The organism is Dietzia sp. MNB45 (genome assembly GCF_051994785.1).
Taxonomy (GTDB): Bacteria; Actinomycetota; Actinomycetes; order Mycobacteriales; family Mycobacteriaceae; genus Dietzia; species Dietzia kunjamensis.
Map to the genome: position 1 here is coordinate 1,093,345 of NZ_CP163397.1, position 14,630 is coordinate 1,107,974.

At 71.1% G+C, this 14,630-nt stretch carries 15 protein-coding genes and 1 tRNA gene; 12 read left to right on the forward strand and 4 right to left on the reverse strand.

Annotated features, from left to right (window positions below; genetic code table 11):
* Nucleotides 1-156 precede the first annotated feature (156 nt).
* The 3 genes from ctaD (at nucleotide 157) to AB5G72_RS05275 (ending at nucleotide 4,076) form a co-directional block, all read left to right on the forward strand.
* Complete coding sequence (gene ctaD / locus AB5G72_RS05265) at nucleotides 157-1,917, forward strand: aa3-type cytochrome oxidase subunit I (RefSeq protein WP_253003336.1); 1,761 nt, start codon at nucleotides 157-159, stop codon at nucleotides 1,915-1,917.
* A gap of 132 nt (nucleotides 1,918-2,049) precedes the next feature.
* Nucleotides 2,050-3,279 (forward strand): phosphoserine phosphatase SerB, encoded by a 1,230-nt coding sequence (gene serB / locus AB5G72_RS05270; protein ID WP_067719911.1) that lies wholly within the window; start codon nucleotides 2,050-2,052, stop codon nucleotides 3,277-3,279.
* Between the two features lie 47 nt (nucleotides 3,280-3,326).
* On the forward strand, nucleotides 3,327-4,076 hold the full coding sequence (locus tag AB5G72_RS05275; RefSeq protein ID WP_067719974.1) for a peptidyl-tRNA hydrolase: 750 nt from the start codon (nucleotides 3,327-3,329) through the stop codon (nucleotides 4,074-4,076).
* Nucleotides 4,077-4,095: 19 nt separating this feature from the next.
* Here AB5G72_RS05275 and AB5G72_RS05280 read toward each other — a convergent pair whose 3' ends face one another.
* Nucleotides 4,096-6,204: an ATP-dependent DNA helicase gene (locus tag AB5G72_RS05280; RefSeq protein WP_067719908.1), complete on the reverse strand. Its 2,109-nt coding sequence runs from the start codon at nucleotides 6,202-6,204 to the stop codon at nucleotides 4,096-4,098.
* A gap of 136 nt (nucleotides 6,205-6,340) precedes the next feature.
* Entirely contained in the window at nucleotides 6,341-7,690 is a 1,350-nt protein-coding gene (locus AB5G72_RS05285; RefSeq protein ID WP_067719906.1) for a nicotinate phosphoribosyltransferase, read from the reverse strand.
* 53 nt (nucleotides 7,691-7,743) lie between these two features.
* On the opposite strand from AB5G72_RS05285, the gene clpS reads away from it, so the two are divergent.
* From clpS to rdgB, 7 genes are all read left to right on the forward strand, one after another.
* Nucleotides 7,744-8,088, forward strand: a complete 345-nt coding sequence (clpS, locus tag AB5G72_RS05290; protein ID WP_067719971.1) for an ATP-dependent Clp protease adapter ClpS — start codon at nucleotides 7,744-7,746, stop codon at nucleotides 8,086-8,088.
* Between the two features lie 4 nt (nucleotides 8,089-8,092).
* Nucleotides 8,093-8,713, forward strand: a complete 621-nt coding sequence (locus tag AB5G72_RS05295) for a DUF2017 domain-containing protein (RefSeq protein ID WP_440221470.1) — start codon at nucleotides 8,093-8,095, stop codon at nucleotides 8,711-8,713.
* 55 nt (nucleotides 8,714-8,768) lie between these two features.
* On the forward strand, nucleotides 8,769-9,458 hold the full coding sequence (locus AB5G72_RS05300; protein ID WP_154830507.1) for a rhomboid family intramembrane serine protease: 690 nt from the start codon (nucleotides 8,769-8,771) through the stop codon (nucleotides 9,456-9,458).
* Nucleotides 9,455-10,270: a glutamate racemase gene (gene murI / locus AB5G72_RS05305; protein ID WP_440221139.1), complete on the forward strand. Its 816-nt coding sequence runs from the start codon at nucleotides 9,455-9,457 to the stop codon at nucleotides 10,268-10,270. Before AB5G72_RS05300 ends, murI begins: the two co-directional genes overlap by 4 nt.
* A gap of 73 nt (nucleotides 10,271-10,343) precedes the next feature.
* On the forward strand, nucleotides 10,344-11,123 hold the full coding sequence (locus tag AB5G72_RS05310) for an MBL fold metallo-hydrolase (RefSeq protein ID WP_440221140.1): 780 nt from the start codon (nucleotides 10,344-10,346) through the stop codon (nucleotides 11,121-11,123).
* Nucleotides 11,124-11,431: 308 nt separating this feature from the next.
* Nucleotides 11,432-12,217, forward strand: a complete 786-nt coding sequence (rph, locus tag AB5G72_RS05315; protein ID WP_132062084.1) for a ribonuclease PH — start codon at nucleotides 11,432-11,434, stop codon at nucleotides 12,215-12,217.
* Between the two features lie 2 nt (nucleotides 12,218-12,219).
* On the forward strand, nucleotides 12,220-12,837 hold the full coding sequence (gene rdgB / locus AB5G72_RS05320; protein ID WP_301162309.1) for an RdgB/HAM1 family non-canonical purine NTP pyrophosphatase: 618 nt from the start codon (nucleotides 12,220-12,222) through the stop codon (nucleotides 12,835-12,837).
* A 99-nt stretch (nucleotides 12,838-12,936) separates the two neighbouring features.
* Here the strand turns inward: rdgB and AB5G72_RS05325 are convergent, their stop codons facing one another.
* Nucleotides 12,937-13,311, reverse strand: a complete 375-nt coding sequence (locus AB5G72_RS05325) for a DUF3817 domain-containing protein (protein ID WP_185951414.1) — start codon at nucleotides 13,309-13,311, stop codon at nucleotides 12,937-12,939.
* On the reverse strand, nucleotides 13,308-13,901 hold the full coding sequence (locus tag AB5G72_RS05330; RefSeq protein ID WP_185951415.1) for a hypothetical protein: 594 nt from the start codon (nucleotides 13,899-13,901) through the stop codon (nucleotides 13,308-13,310). Before AB5G72_RS05330 ends, AB5G72_RS05325 begins: the two co-directional genes overlap by 4 nt.
* A 58-nt stretch (nucleotides 13,902-13,959) precedes the next feature.
* Here AB5G72_RS05330 and AB5G72_RS05335 point away from each other — a divergent pair.
* Both AB5G72_RS05335 and AB5G72_RS05340 read left to right on the forward strand, forming a co-directional pair.
* Nucleotides 13,960-14,041 (forward strand) — tRNA-Leu (locus AB5G72_RS05335).
* Nucleotides 14,042-14,072: 31 nt separating this feature from the next.
* On the forward strand, nucleotides 14,073-14,630 hold the full coding sequence (locus tag AB5G72_RS05340) for a CAP domain-containing protein (RefSeq protein WP_440221141.1): 558 nt from the start codon (nucleotides 14,073-14,075) through the stop codon (nucleotides 14,628-14,630).

The following is a 14,630-nucleotide window of genomic DNA, read 5'->3' on the forward strand; positions in this document are numbered from 1 at the left end:
TTAGCGGGGGTGACCACCGGTGACGAGTTCGACGGGGCGGGTGGGCGTCTCTCTCAGGCGGGGGTTAGGATTGCGGTCACGCACTATTCCTATGCGTTCGACGTGGGGTCGGTGGTTCGACCCGCGACGTCGGGTGAGGCGTTCAGGAGGACCCTTATGACCGCAGTGGCCCCCAAGCCGGTCCACAAACTCGACCACCCGCCGGGTGAACCCACGGGTGATGCCCGGCCGGGCTCGTTCGTGTGGAAGATGCTGACGACGACCGACCACAAGTTGCTCGGCATCATGTACATCGTCACCTGCTTCATCTTCTTCTTCGCCGGCGGCCTCATGGCGCTGCTCATCCGGGCGGAGCTCTTCCTCCCGGGTATGCAGTTCCTGTCGAATGAGCAGTTCAACCAGCTGTTCACCATGCACGGCACGGTGATGCTGCTGCTCTACGGAACCCCGATCGTCGTCGGGTTCGCGAACTACATCATTCCGCTGCAGATCGGCGCCCCCGACGTGGCGTTTCCCCGGCTCAACGCGTTCGGCTTCTGGCTGTTCGCGGCGGGCGGCACGATCATGCTCTCCGGCTTCCTGACCCCCGGTGGCGCGGCGTCCTTCGGCTGGACCATGTACATGCCGCTGGCGGACAAGATCCACTCGCCGAACGTCGGCGCGGACCTCTGGATCCTCGGCGTCGGCATCGGCGGTATCGGCACCATCCTCGGTGCCGTCAACTTCGTCACCACCATCATCTGCCTGCGCGCACCGGGCATGACCATGTTCCGGATGCCGATCTTCACGTGGAACATCCTCGTGGCGTCGGTCCTGATCCTGCTGATCTTCCCGCTGCTCACCGCGGCCGCGCTCGGCGTCTTCTACGACCGGCAGTTCGGCGGGCGCATCTACGATCCGGGCAACGGTGGCGCCATCCTGTGGCAGCACCTGTTCTGGTTCTTCGGTCACCCCGAGGTGTACGTCCTCGCGCTGCCGTTCTTCGGCATCGTCTCCGAGGTCTTCCCGGTCTTCTCTCGCAAGCCGCTGTTCGGCTACGCCGGCCTGGTCTTCGCGACCCTCGCGATCGCCGCACTGTCGACGGCCGTGTGGGCGCACCACATGTACGTCACCGGCGCGGTGCTGCTGCCGTTCTTCTCCTTCATGACGTTCCTCATCGCGGTCCCGACCGGCGTGAAGTTCTTCAACTGGATCGGCACGATGTGGCGCGGCAAGATGACCTTCGAGACGCCGATGCTGTTCGCCCTCGGCTTCATCATCACCTTCCTCTTCGGCGGTCTGACCGGCGTGATGATGGCCTCGGCGCCGATCGACTTCCACATCTCGGACACGTACTTCATCGTGGCGCACTTCCACTACACGCTCTTCGGCACCATCGTGTTCGCCACGTTCGCCGGCGTGTACTTCTGGTTCCCCAAGATGACGGGCCGGATGTACGACGAGCGGCTCGGCAAGATCCACTTCTGGTTGATCTTCATCGGTTTCCACACGACGTTCCTGGTACAGCACTGGCTGGGCAACCAGGGCATGCCGCGCCGGTACGCCGACTACCTGGATTCGGACAACTTCACGGTCCTCAACCAGATCTCCACGGTCGGTTCGTTCATCCTCGGCATCGCGATGCTGCCGTTCATCTGGAACATCATCAAGAGCTGGCGCTACGGGGAGATCGTCACGGTCGACGACCCGTGGGGCGCGGGCAACTCCCTCGAGTGGGCGACCTCGTGCCCGCCGCCGCGCCACAACTTCGTGACGCTGCCCCGGATCCGCTCCGAGCGCCCCGCGTTCGAGCTGCACTACCCGCACATGAGCGAGCGGATGCGGGCGGAGGCCCACGTCGGGGGCCGTCGCAAGGCACAGGACCCGGACTCGGCCAAGGATGTGGCCGACCGGGGACCATCCCCGCAGAAGGGCTGATCGCCCGCCCGTACTCACCCACGGGCGTAGGTCCCGGGAACCCCGTCGGCGGCTCGTCCACCGGCGGGGTTTCCGCTTGTCAGGCCCCGCAACATCAGCACCGCCCTCCCCGATCACCTGTCAGGAGTACATGTGAGCACCACCGGCACCCCGGCTCTCCTCACCGTCACCGGGCCCGACCGCCCGGGCGTAACCGCGCGGGTGATGTCCGTCCTCGCGTCCCACCACGCCGATCTGGTCGACGTGGAGCAGGTCGTCGTCAACGGCCATCTGTCCCTGGGGCTCATGGTCCGGGTGGACGACGGCGCCGATGTGGTCACCGTCGTGCGGGAGCTCACCGAGCAGGTCCACGACCTCGGGATGCAACTCGAGGTCCAGTTCGACGACATCGCCCCCGCGGCCCCGCCCTCGACGCACGCGGTCGTGATTCTCGGCAGCCCCGTCCCGGCCTCCGCGTTCTCGGCCGTCGCCGGCTCGCTGGCCTCCATCGGCGCGAACATCGACACGATCCGCGGGATCGCCGACTACCCGGTCACCGGTATCGAGTTGCACGTGTCCACCGCCGGCCGGGACTCGGCCGACGATGCCCGCCTGCGCGAGACCCTCGCCCCCCTCTCGGACGCCCACGGCGTCGACATCTCGGTGGACCGGGCGGGGCTCGGCCGTCGGTCCAAGCGACTGGTGGTGTTCGATGTGGACTCCACCCTCGTCCAGGGCGAGGTGATCGAGATGCTCGCCGCGCACGCGGGCAAGGAGGACGAGGTCCGGGCCGTCACGGAGCGTGCCATGCGCGGAGAGCTCGACTTCGCCCAGTCCCTGCACGAGCGTGTCGCGACGCTGGCAGGTCTGCCCGCCACCGTGCTGGACGAGGTCGCCTCGAGCATCGTGCTCACGCCCGGGGCCCGCACCACCATCCGCACGCTCAAGCGGCTGGGGATCCGCTGCGGGGTGGTCTCCGGCGGCTTCATCCAGGTGATCTCCGGCCTCGCCGAGGAGCTGGGACTCGACTTCGCCCGCGCCAACACCCTCGAGATCGTGGACGGCACGCTCACCGGCCGGGTGGTCGGCGAGGTGGTGGACCGCGAGGCGAAGGCCGCCTACCTCCGCGAGTTCGCCGACGAGGTCGGTATCTCGCTGAGCCAGACCGTCGCGGTCGGTGACGGTGCCAACGACATCGACATGCTCACCACCGCCGGGCTGGGAATCGCGTTCTGCGCCAAGCCCGCCCTCCGCGAGGTGGCGGACGCGTCATTGTCCAAGCCGTTCCTCGACACCGTTCTGTTCGTGCTGGGGATCACCCGCGACGAGATCGAGGCCGCGGACACCGCCGCCGGCACGTACCGCCGCGTCCCCCTGACGTGACCGGCACGCCCGGGGCGGGGGAGGGCGGTCCCGAGACCGGTGGGCCCGTGATCGGCGGCCCGGCGACCGGCGCCGCACTCGACTGGTGCCACGCCCGGCTCCGGGCGGGCTCGGCCGGCGCGGAGGACCCCGAGGATCGTGCGACCGTTCGGTCGATGCCGATCGTACTGCACCTGCCCAAGGCGGACCCTCCGGCCCGGACCCCGCTGCTCGAGTCGGTGGCCGGCGCGGTCGCGGCGCTGTGCCTCGACGAACGGGTCGCGCCGGGAGGGCCGTGGCACGAGGCCTACGCCGCGTGGTTGGACGCCCGGATGCGCAAGATCGCCCGACGTGCCCGCGGCGCCCAGTGGCGGGCCTCGCTCGAGGTCCCCGGGGTGACCCGGGAGATCGACGGCGCCGCCGCGAGGGCGTTCGTCCCCGGCCCGGTGGACGAGGTGGACCCGCGGCTGGCCAGGCTGCAGATCGGCGGCACCGACCTTGAGCGTGACGAGCCCGGCGCGCCGCCCGAGGGGACGCCGGTGGTGTGGATCGACGGTGCGCTCGAGATGTCGACGGGAAAGGCGGCGGCGCAGGTCGGCCACGGGGTCATGCTGCTCATCGCCGCGATGGAACGCGATCGTCTCGATCGCTGGTTGGCCGACGGGCTCCCGGTCGCCGTCCGCGAAGCCGATCCCTCCCGGTGGCAGGACCTGGCCGAGGCGGTGGCCGCCGGGACACCGGGAGTCGCCGCGGTGGTGGACGCCGGCTACACCGAGGTGGCGCCGGGGTCGCTCACGGTCATCGCCGTCGACGCCTGAGCGGCGCCCCGGGGAGCGTTCAGGCGTCGCGCAAGCGCTCCAGGGCGCCGGTCACGACGTCCTTGTCGGTGGTCTGCCAGAACGGCGGCAGCGAAGCGCGTAGGTATCCGCCGTACCGCGCGGTGACCAGACGGGAGTCGAGCACCGCCACCACGCCGCGGTCCTCGGTGCGGCGGAGCAGCCGGCCCACGCCCTGTGCGAGCAGGAGGGCGGCGTGGTTACCGGCGACGGCGAGGAACCCGTTCCCCCCGCGGGCCGCCACCGCACGCTGACGCGCCGAGAGCAGCGGATCATCGGGACGGGGGAACGGGATGCGGTCGATCACGACCAGCGACAGGGTCCGTCCCGGGACGTCGACGCCCTGCCACAGCGACAGGGTGCCCACGAGGGTCGTCTCCTCGTCGTCGGCGAACGTCGCGACGAGGTTGGCCGTGGAGTCCTCGCCCTGGCAGAGGACGGGGGTGTCGAGTCGTTCGCGGAGCAGTTCGGCGGCGGCCTTCGCCGCGCGCATCGACGAGAACAGTCCGAGCGTGCGGCCCCCGGCGGCGGTGATGAGATCGACCAGTTCCTCCTCGGCCGCGGGCGACGGGCCCTCCCGGCCGGGCGCGGGGAGGTGAGCTGCCACGTAGAGGATGCCGTTGCGCCGGTAGTCGAACGGGGATCCCGCGTCGAGGCCCGTCCACCGCAGGGCGCTCGCGTCGTCGTCGGAGGGCGGTTCGAGCGACACCGCGCTCGCGGTGTCCGGGCGTGCCGACGAGGCGGGCGGCAGTCCCCAGGTGGCGGCGAGCCCGTCGAACTTCCCGCCCGTGGTGAGGGTCGCGGAGGTGAGGATCACCGTGGACTCGGCGAACAGGCGGGCACGCAGGAGCCCGGCGACGGACAGGGGAGCGACGCGCAGGATCCGTCCTCGTCGTTCCTCCACGCTCATCCATACGATCTCTAGGCGCTCGGTGACCGGCCGCTCGAACGAGGAGAGGATGCGGTCTGCGGCGTCGGCGATCTCGTCCAGCGCGGCGAGGGTCTTCTGACGGTCGGAGGCACCCTGTGGGTCACCGGCGGCCTCTCCGGGCTTGGGACCCGGGACCGCGCTGCGACAGTTCTCGGCGGTGTGGCGGACAGCGGCCAGCGCGAGGTCCGCGCCCTCGGGCATGAGGTCCCATCGCGCCTCGGGACAGATCTCCAGCAGCGTGGCGAGACCCTCCCCGGCGGCGACCATGCGGTCCGCGGTCTGCTGGTCGACGAGCTTCGCCGCCCGGCGCGCGGCCTGGATCACGGCCGCGCCGGTGAGTTCGGCGGTGGTCACGCCGGTCACCCGGTCGGACAGCTCGTGGGCCTCGTCGATCACCACCGCGTCGTGTTCGGGCAGCACGGAGACATCGGTCATGGCGTCGATCGCGAGCAGCGCGTGGTTGGTCACCACCACGTCGGCGCGGCCGGCCTCCTGGCGTGCCAGTTCGGCGAAGCACTCGGAGAACTCGGGGCAGACCTGCCCCAGACACTCGCGACTGGTCACCGACACCTGCCGCCACGCCGCGTCGGAGACACCGCGGGGCAGGTCGTCGCGGTCGCCGGTGTCGGTGTCCTGCGCCCAGTCGTGCAGGCGGGCGATCTCGCGGCCCAGCCACGAGCTCGGGCCGGTGTCCCGGGGGGTGGCCTCACGTGGGGTGCGCGCGGCCGTGGACTCGCCGCCGAGGGGCAGGTCGAACAGTTCCTCGGTCTCCACCTCCTCCGGGTCGGCCTCGTCGACCGGCCCCGAGCTCACCCGGTGCAGGCACAGGTAGTTGCCCCGGCCCTTGAGGATCGCGTGGGAGGGACTCACGCCGAGTTCCGGGCGGAGCGCCTTGGACAGCCGCGGCAGGTCGCGGTCGACCAGCTGGTTCTGCAGCGCGATGGTCGCGGTGGAGACCACCACGGTGTTCCCGGTGGCCACGGCGTGGCGCAGCGCCGGCACCAGGTAGGCCAGGGACTTACCGGTGCCCGTCCCGGCCTGGACTGCGAGGTGTTCCCCCGTCGCCAGGGCGTTGCCCACGGCCTCGGCCATCGTCACCTGGCCCGTGCGTTCGCTGCCGCCCAGGCCCGCGACCGCGGTGGCGAGCAGGTCGGAGACGGGGGGGAGCGAGTCGGTCACGCGGATACCCTAGCGGCCGCACCGGACAGTGGCCCGGGCCGCCGGGCGGCTCGGGGGCAGACCTGGCCGGCTCGGGGGCAGACCCGGTCGGCTCGAGGCCCACCCGGATGCGTCGGCGGACGACCGACAGCTCCGCTCAGCGGGTGGCCGGGGGGATGACCCTCACGGGGATGGCGGGGTCGCCCTGACTCAGCGCGAGCCCCTCCCACGGCAGGGACACCATCACGGCGGCGTGGTGGGCGCGTGACTGCTCGAGGGTCGGGAGCCCGGGGACGGTCTCGCCGCCCCGGATCAGCGGGACCATGAGATCGCGCGTCTCGAGACCGGGCTCCTCGGGGGCGTCCCCGGACCACGGCAGCAGCAACTCCTCGACGGCGGTGCCCGAGCGGCGGTGGTGGCGGACCGCGCGCTTGGCTCCGGGCAGGGACTCCTTCTGTGCGGAGCGTTTGGCCACGGGGATCCCGTCGACCTCGACGAGTTTGTAGACCATGCCGGCGGTCGGGGCGCCCGAGCCGGTCACGAGCCGGGTGCCGACGCCGTACACGTCGACCGGCTCAGCGCGCAGAGCGGCGATCGCGTACTCGTCGAGGTCCCCGGAGACCACGATCCGGGTGTTGCGGGCGCCGAGGGCATCCAGCTGGCTGCGGACCTGCCGGGCGAGCACCCCCAGGTCGCCGGAGTCGATACGGACGCCGCCGAGTCCGTGCCCGGCGACCTCGATCGCCGTCGCCACGCCCGTCGCGATGTCGTAGGTGTCCACCAGGAGGGTGGTGTCCACACCGAGGGTCTTCACCTGCGAGCGGAAGGCGGCCGCCTCGTCCGGACCCTGCGGGCCGGTGTGCAGCAGGGTGAACGAGTGGGCGGACGTCCCGGCGGAGGGCACGCCGTGCCGGCGCGTCGCCTCCACGTTGGAGGTGGAGTCGAACCCGGTGAGGTAGGCGGCCCGGGCCGCGGCGACCGCTGCTTCCTCGTGTGTGCGACGGGACCCCATCTCGATGATGGGGCGGCCGTACGCCGCGGAGGTCATCCGCGCGGCGGCGGAGGCGATCGCGCTGTCGTGGTTGAGCACGGACAGGACCAGGGTCTCGAGTACGACGCACTCCGCGAACCCGCCCCGGATGCTCAGCACGGGCGAGCCGGGGAAGAACAGTTCGCCCTCCGCGTAGCCGTCGACGTCACCCGTGAAGCGGAAGTCGCGGAGCCAGTCGGTGGTCCGCTCGTCGAGCGAATCCGACAGCGCCTCGATCTCCTCGTCGTCGAACCGGAAGTCCGCCACGCGTTCGAGGAGCCGACCGGTGCCTCCGACCACCCCGTACCGACGGCCGGAGGGCAGGCGTCGGGCGAAGACCTCGAACACACACGGCCGGTCGGCGGTGCCGTCCGCCAGGGCCGCCCGGATCATAGTGAGCTCGTACTTGTCCGTGAGCAGGGCGGTGGACGGTCGCCCGGTGGGGGGCGTGACATGGGAGGGAGTCGGCGGGGTCACGGGGGCGACTCTACGGCGTGGCCTACCCGGCGGGAACCCGTATCCTGGGTTCCATGCACCCTGTGACGACACCGCTTGCGGCCGTCCGGAGCACCGCCCCGGTGATGGCGATGCCGTCGGCCGCGCCCGTGGAGTCCACGGACGCGGACCTCGACGGTGGGGTGGACAGCCCCTGGCTCACCGTGGTCTGGGACGACCCGGTGAACCTGATGAGTTACGTGACGTACGTGTTCCAGCGGGTGTTCGGCTACAGCAGGGAGAAGGCGCATGGCCTGATGCTCAAGGTCCACAACGACGGTCGGGCGGTGGTGTCGTCCGGCAGCCGCGACAAGGTCGAGAACGACGTCCGCAAGCTGCAGGAGGCCGGACTGTGGGCCACGATGCAGCGGGATGCGTGAGGCGGTGAAGGCGTGGCAGCGCAAGGCGTCCCTCGGTGGGGCGCGCATCAAGTCGGTCATGGAGAACCATGAGGTGCAGATCCTGCACGCCCTGGTCTCCAACGTGGTGGACATGCTCGAACAGCGCCGGGACTCCGCCCCGCGCGATGAGCTGGCCGAGATCACGGGGATGCGCAGTGGCCACTCGCAGGTGCCCGCCGAGGCGCCCCTGGCGCGGTTGTTGCCGGACTTCCACCGCCCTGAGGCGGCCGACCGTGCGGACGGGTCCGACACGGACGGTGCGGCCGTCGCGCGGGCCCACAACTCGGGCATGCGGATGATCCACGAGCCGGCGATCATCGACGCGAAACTCGGCTGCGCGGGCGTGGTGTTGCGTTCGTTGCCGTCGCGGGGCGGGACGGTGTCGCTGACCCTCGAGCAGGCGAACTCGTGGATGCGGTGTCTCAATGATGTGCGACTGGGGCTGGGCGCGGTCCTGCTGGAGGCGGGCTCGTCCGACGGGGTCGCCGCCACCGATATCCCCGAGTACGTGCCCGACGATGACCCCCGGTCCCCCCAGTTGGACGTGTACCACTGGCTGACCTTCATGCAGGACTCCCTGTGCACGGCCCTGGACGGGCAGTGAGACGACGGGCTGTGAGACGACGGGCTGTGAGACGACGGGCAATGAGGAGAACATCGTGAACCGAGACCCCCGTTCGCCGTGGCCGGGTACCGGCGCCGGCGCGACCCGCCCGGCGGACCCGGGGCCGCGGCGCTGGCCGGCCCTGGTCCTGCTGTGGTCGTTCGTCGCCCTGATGTGGGTGGTCGAGGCGGCGGACCAGGTGTTGCTGCGGGTCACCGGGGAGCCCCAGGTGCTCGACGGCTACGGTGTCAGCCCCCTGGCGACGGACGGGCTGCTCGGCATCATGTTCCAGCCGTTGCTACACGGGGACTGGGCGCACCTGATCGGCAACTCGATCGCCCTGCTCGTGCTGGGGTCGATCATCGCCCTGTCCGGGATCCGGCCGCTGGTCACCGTCACCCTCGTGTCGTGGCTGATCTCGGGAGTGGTGTCCTGGTTGCTCGGCGGCACCGGGACCGTCCACATCGGGGCCTCCGGGATCGTGTTCGGCTACATCTTCTACGTCATCGTCCGGGGCTTCTTCTCCCGGCGCATCCTGCACCTGGTGATCGGACTGGTCATCGGCTTCTACTACGGGCTCGAGGCGCTGGCGGGCCTGTCGCCGATGCTGGACGGGGTGTCCTGGCAGGGCCATCTCGGGGGCGCGATCGGCGGCGTGGCGTCGGCGTACGGCCTCAAGCGCGACCGGAAACCCCAGCAGCAGCTTACCGCCCAGCCGCGGTGGTCCGCCGGACCGCGGAGGTGACGCGCCCCGACCCGCAGGCTCCCATCGGGGTGTTCGACTCGGGCGCCGGCGGTCTGACGGTGGCCCGGGCGATCGTGGACCAGCTGCCCGACGAGTCGGTCGTCTACGTCGGTGACACCGCCAACGGGCCGTACGGTCCGTTGCCGCTGGCCGAGGTCCGGGCGCACGCCCTCGCGGTGGCGGACGAACTCGTCGACCGCGGGGTCAAGGTGTTGGTGATCGCGTGCAACACGGCGTCGGCGGCGATGCTCCGCGACGCCCGCGAGCGCTACCCGGTACCGGTCGTGGAGGTCATCCAGCCGGCGGCCCGGCGCGCGGTGGCCACCACCCGGTCGGGGCGGATCGGGGTCATCGCCACGCGCGCGACGGTGGCGTCGCGGGCGTACGACGACGCGGTGGCCGCGGCCGCCGGGATCGAGCTGACGTCGGTGGCGTGTCCGAAGTTCGTCGAGTTCGTCGAGCGCGGCATCACCAGTGGCCGTCAGGTGCTCGGGTTGGCGGAGGCGTATCTCGCTCCGATCCGCGACGCCGACGTCGACACCCTGGTGCTGGGGTGCACTCATTACCCGTTGCTGTCCGGTGTGGTGCAGTTGGCGGCGGGGGACCACGTCACGCTGGTCTCGAGCGCGGAGGAGACCGCCAAGGACGTGCTGCGGGTACTCACCGCGCAGGACCTGTTGCGGCCGCACGACGCGGCCGAGCCGGCGACCCACGAGTACCTCGTCACCGGTGATCCCGACGCCTTCCGCCGGGTGGCGTCACGGTTCCTCGGCCCCGGTCTGGTGACCGTCGGGCGGGCGGTGGCGGACTGATGGACGGTGACACGCATCGCGGGCACAGCCGCGAACACCACGACACGCGGTGCGACGTGGCACGATGGTGCCCATGTTTCTGACTGTCCTCGGGTGCTCGGGAAGTATCGGTGGACCCACCTCGCCGGCGTCCGGGTATCTGGTCGAGGTCGACGGTCTCGCCCCCGTGGTGATCGACATGGGGCCCGGTGTCCTCGGCGCGCTGCAACGACACGTGGCCCCCGAGGACGCGACCGTCCTGCTGTCCCACCTCCACGCCGACCACTGCCTGGATGTCCCGAGTCTGTTGGTCCTGCGGCGCTTCGGCCCCGGTGCGAAGGGCGCGGGCCGCGTGCCGCTGGTCGGGCCGTCCGGGACGGCCTACCGGATCGGGGTGGCGTCGGCGGAGGAGCCGGGGACGGTCGACGACCTGTCGGACACGTTCGACGTGGCCACGTGGGACGTCGCGCCCGAGGTGGAGATGAGGGGCGACGACGACGAGGTGGCCCTGAGCGTGCGGGCCGACCGGGTGGAGCATCCTCCGGAGTCGTACGGATTGCGCCTGACCTCCCGTAGCGGCCGGGTCCTGGCGTACAGCGGCGACACCGCCTATTGCGACGCCCTGGTCGAGCTGGCGGTCGGCGCGGACGTCCTGCTCTGTGAGGCGTCCTGGACGCACGAGGAGGGACGCCCGCCGGGCATCCACATGTCGGGGGCGGAGGCGGGCCTGACCGCTCACCGCGCCGGCGTGGGTCGTCTCGTGCTGACCCACATCCCGCCGTGGGTGGACCGCGAGGCGGTGCGCGCGGAAGCGGCCGTCGAGTTCGGCGGGGAGATCCTGCTGGCGGAGCCGGATCTGCGGATCACCGTCTAGGTGGCGGGTCGGCTAGAAGGCGCCCCGGCCACCGGCATGGCCCCGGCCCCCTCCCGCCCCCGGCCCCCTCCCGCCCACGGCCCCTCCCGGCCGCTCCTGGCTTGTGGGCCACTCCCGGCTTGTGCTGGGGGAATGCACGCAAACGCCGGGGTTGAGCTGCGCGAATGGACCAAAGAGAGCGCATAGGTCAGTCCGGCGGCGTGAGCGTCGGCGTCTCACCGGCGGCACCTCGGCAGGAGGCGTCCGCCGGCCCCACCCACGCCGCCTGCCCCTCAGGCGCGGGCGTCCGGCGGCTAGGATCGGCGGTCGTGACCTCATCGAGCATCAGCAGAGCAGACGGACGCGGCGACGCCGACCTGCGGGACGTGACCATCACGCGGGGATTCACCTCGCACCCTGCGGGGTCGGTCCTCGTCACCTTCGGGCAGACCCGCGTCATGTGTACGGCAAGCGTCACCGAGGGCGTGCCGCGGTGGCGCAAGGGTTCGGGCCTGGGGTGGCTGACGGCGGAGTACGCGATGCTGCCGGCCGCGACCCACGAACGCTCGGGCCGGGAGTCGGTCCGCGGCAAGGTGGGCGGACGCACCCACGAGATCAGCCGTCTGGTGGGCCGCTCCCTGCGGGCCTGCATCGACCTGTCCGCGCTGGGGGAGAACACGATCGCGCTGGATTGCGACGTCCTGCAGGCCGACGGCGGGACACGGACCGCGGCGATCACCGGCGCGTACGTGGCCCTGGCGGACGCGATCACGTGGCTGCAGGCCAAGGGCGCGGTCACCGGCAACCCGCTCACCGGGGCGGTCGCCGCGGTGAGCGTCGGCGTCGTCGACGGACGCGTCCTGTGCGACCTGCCCTATGAGGAGGATTCGCGGGCCGAGGTGGACATGAACGTGGTGTGCACCGACGGAGGCAAGCTCATCGAGGTCCAGGGGACCGCCGAGGGCGCGGCGTTCGGCCGCGACCTGCTGGACGCGATGCTCGACTCGGCGCAGGCCGGCTGCGAGCGACTTTTCGAGATACAGCGCGAAGCCCTCGCGGCGCCGTACCCGGGCGAGTTGCCCTCGCCGCCGGCCGCACGGAACCGAGGGCGGTAGTCGTGACCGTTCGCCTGGTGGTCGCGAGCCGCAATGCCAAGAAGCTGGCCGAGCTGCGCCGGGTGCTGGAGTCGGCGGGGATCGTCGGCATCGAGCCGGTGGGACTGGACGAGGTGCCGGAGTACCCGGAGGAGCCCGAGGACGGCGCCACCTTCGCGGACAACGCGCTGATCAAGGCCCGATCCGGTGCGCAGGCGACCGGCCTGCCGTGCCTGGCGGACGACTCGGGACTGGCGGTGGACGCCCTGAACGGGATGCCCGGGGTGCTCTCGGCCCGCTGGTCCGGACGCCACGGCGACGACGCCGCCAACAACGAACTCCTGCTCGCGCAGTTGTCCGACGTCCCGGACGAACGCCGGGGGGCGGCGTTCGTCTCGGCGTGCGCACTGGTCGGGCCGGGCGTGCCCGGCGAGGTCGTCGAGGAGGGTCGCTGGCCCGGGCGCGTGCTGCGGGAGCCGCGCGGGGAGGGCGGGTTCGGGTACGACCCGCTGTTCCTGCCCGAAGGGTCGGATCGTGCGGCAGCCGAGCTCAGCCCGCAGGAGAAGGACGCGGACTCACACCGCGGCCGTGCCCTGCGCGCCCTCGTTCCGGCCCTGCGCGTGCTCGCCGAACGCGGCTGACAGCACCCCGGCCGGACATCACTTCGACGAGAAGGACGTTCCGCACACGTCGCCCGAGAGGGGAGGGTGCGGAACGTCCTTGTCGATGAGGGGGGTGGGTCAGACCGCGTACTCGGTGCGCACGTCGCGGGTCCGCCTGTGCTCGAACCAGAAAGACAGGAACGGGATCGTCCCCGCCAGCGCGGTGAGCAGGGTGCGAGACGCGGGCCAGCGGGCCTTGATCGCCAGGTCGAGCGTCATGAAGAGGTACAGGATGTAGAACACTCCATGGGCCTGACCGATGTAGGTGAACCAGTCCGGGGCGTCCGACGAGCTCTCCAGGATCAGGTACTTGTAGATCATCTCCACGGTGAGCACGAGCAACCACACGCCGGTGATCCAGGCCAGGACCCGATAGCGCTTGAGCGCGCCGGCGATCCTGCCCCCCGGATCGGGCTTGCGGTTGTCGGTCTGCTGGGTGGCTGCGGCGGTCATGAAGCAGGCTTCTCCTGATGGGTGCCGTCGGCCCGGTCTTTCCGGGCGAGTTCGGCGAGATAAGAGTTGTAGGCGTCCAGGCCCTCGTCCCGGACCGCCTCGTCCCGGGCGGGTCGACGCGTCGGCAGCAGGTCCGAGGGGATCTCCGTCATGACGGGGCCGCGGCGCCGGCCGGTTCGGTTCTTCCCGGTGATCGCAGTGACTCCGGAGGGCCGGCCGACCTCGTCGTCGTAGTCGCCGTCGTCGCCGCCGCCGTCGTCTTCCGCGTCGCCCCCCGCGCGGTGCCCACCGTCGACGCCGTCCGCGGCGGCGATCCGGTCACCCTCGTCGGCCTCCATGCGCACGTACTTCAGGTACGCGTAGACGAGGAACCCGGCGAGGAACGGCCACATGAACGTGTACCCGAGGTTCTGCGCGGTCCCGGTGGCCTCCTGGTAGCGGGCGAGCTGCCACAGCCCCATGCCCATGCAGAAGATCGCCCCCAGGACGACGAACGCGATCCACGCCGGGCGGTGCTTGACCCTGGTCCGCGCCGGGTCGCCGGAAGCCGTGGCACTTCCGGTCGCGTGGGAGCCAAGGGTGTCGGACACGCCTCCACGGTACCGCTGACCACACGGTAAACTCATCTCGCCCGGTACCCCGGGTGACGCGCCCGTGGCGGAATTGGCAGACGCGCTGGATTTAGGTTCCAGTGTCTACGGACGTGGGAGTTCAAGTCTCCCCGGGCGCACTGGTCTTTCCACTCGGATCGGGTGATCAGGATGAGTAGCCGGACAGCCGCGAGAGCAGCGGCCGCGTCGCTGATCCTGGTGGGCTGGACGGTGGTGAGCGGTTGCGCCGAGTTGGATACTGCGGTGAACGGGCAGCTCTCGTCGGTGGCCCCGGAGGGTCGGACTGCGGTCGAGCCCCCGGCGGATCCGTCCCCGGTGGAAGCGGAGACGAACGTACAGCGGAGCGAGAACGGCCTTCCGCCCCTGGACGCCAGCGAGAGGCTCCGCGACAGTGCCTGCGCGAAAGCGGACGACATGATCGCGAGGGACTACTGGGGGCACACCGCGCCCGATGGCAGCGGCGGCCCGTCCACGTTCATCCGGGAGGCCGGTGTCGACTACTCCAGGGCTGCCGAGAACCTGTTCTATTCGTCCACGGGCGGTCCGGATCCGGTCGCCAACTGGATGCAGAGCCCAGGCCACAGGGAGAACATCCTCGACCCGGACCTCACCCGCGTGGGTGTCTGCCTGCGGACGGCCGCGTACCAGGGCCTCCCGGAGGCTCATCTCTACGTCCAGCACTTCGCCACCCCGATGTCGGAGAGGTAG

Excerpts from the sequence above, each read along its gene's own strand:
- AB5G72_RS05340 (WP_440221141.1), top strand. The coding sequence starts at position 14,073 with ATGAGTAGCCGGACAGCCGCGAGAGCAGCGGCCGCGTCGCTGATCCTG.
- AB5G72_RS05310 (WP_440221140.1), top strand. The coding sequence starts at position 10,344 with ATGTTTCTGACTGTCCTCGGGTGCTCGGGAAGTATCGGTGGACCCACC.
- AB5G72_RS05325 (WP_185951414.1), bottom strand. The coding sequence starts at position 13,311 with ATGACCGCCGCAGCCACCCAGCAGACCGACAACCGCAAGCCCGATCCG.
- ctaD (WP_253003336.1), top strand. The coding sequence starts at position 157 with ATGACCGCAGTGGCCCCCAAGCCGGTCCACAAACTCGACCACCCGCCG.
- clpS (WP_067719971.1), top strand. The coding sequence starts at position 7,744 with ATGCACCCTGTGACGACACCGCTTGCGGCCGTCCGGAGCACCGCCCCG.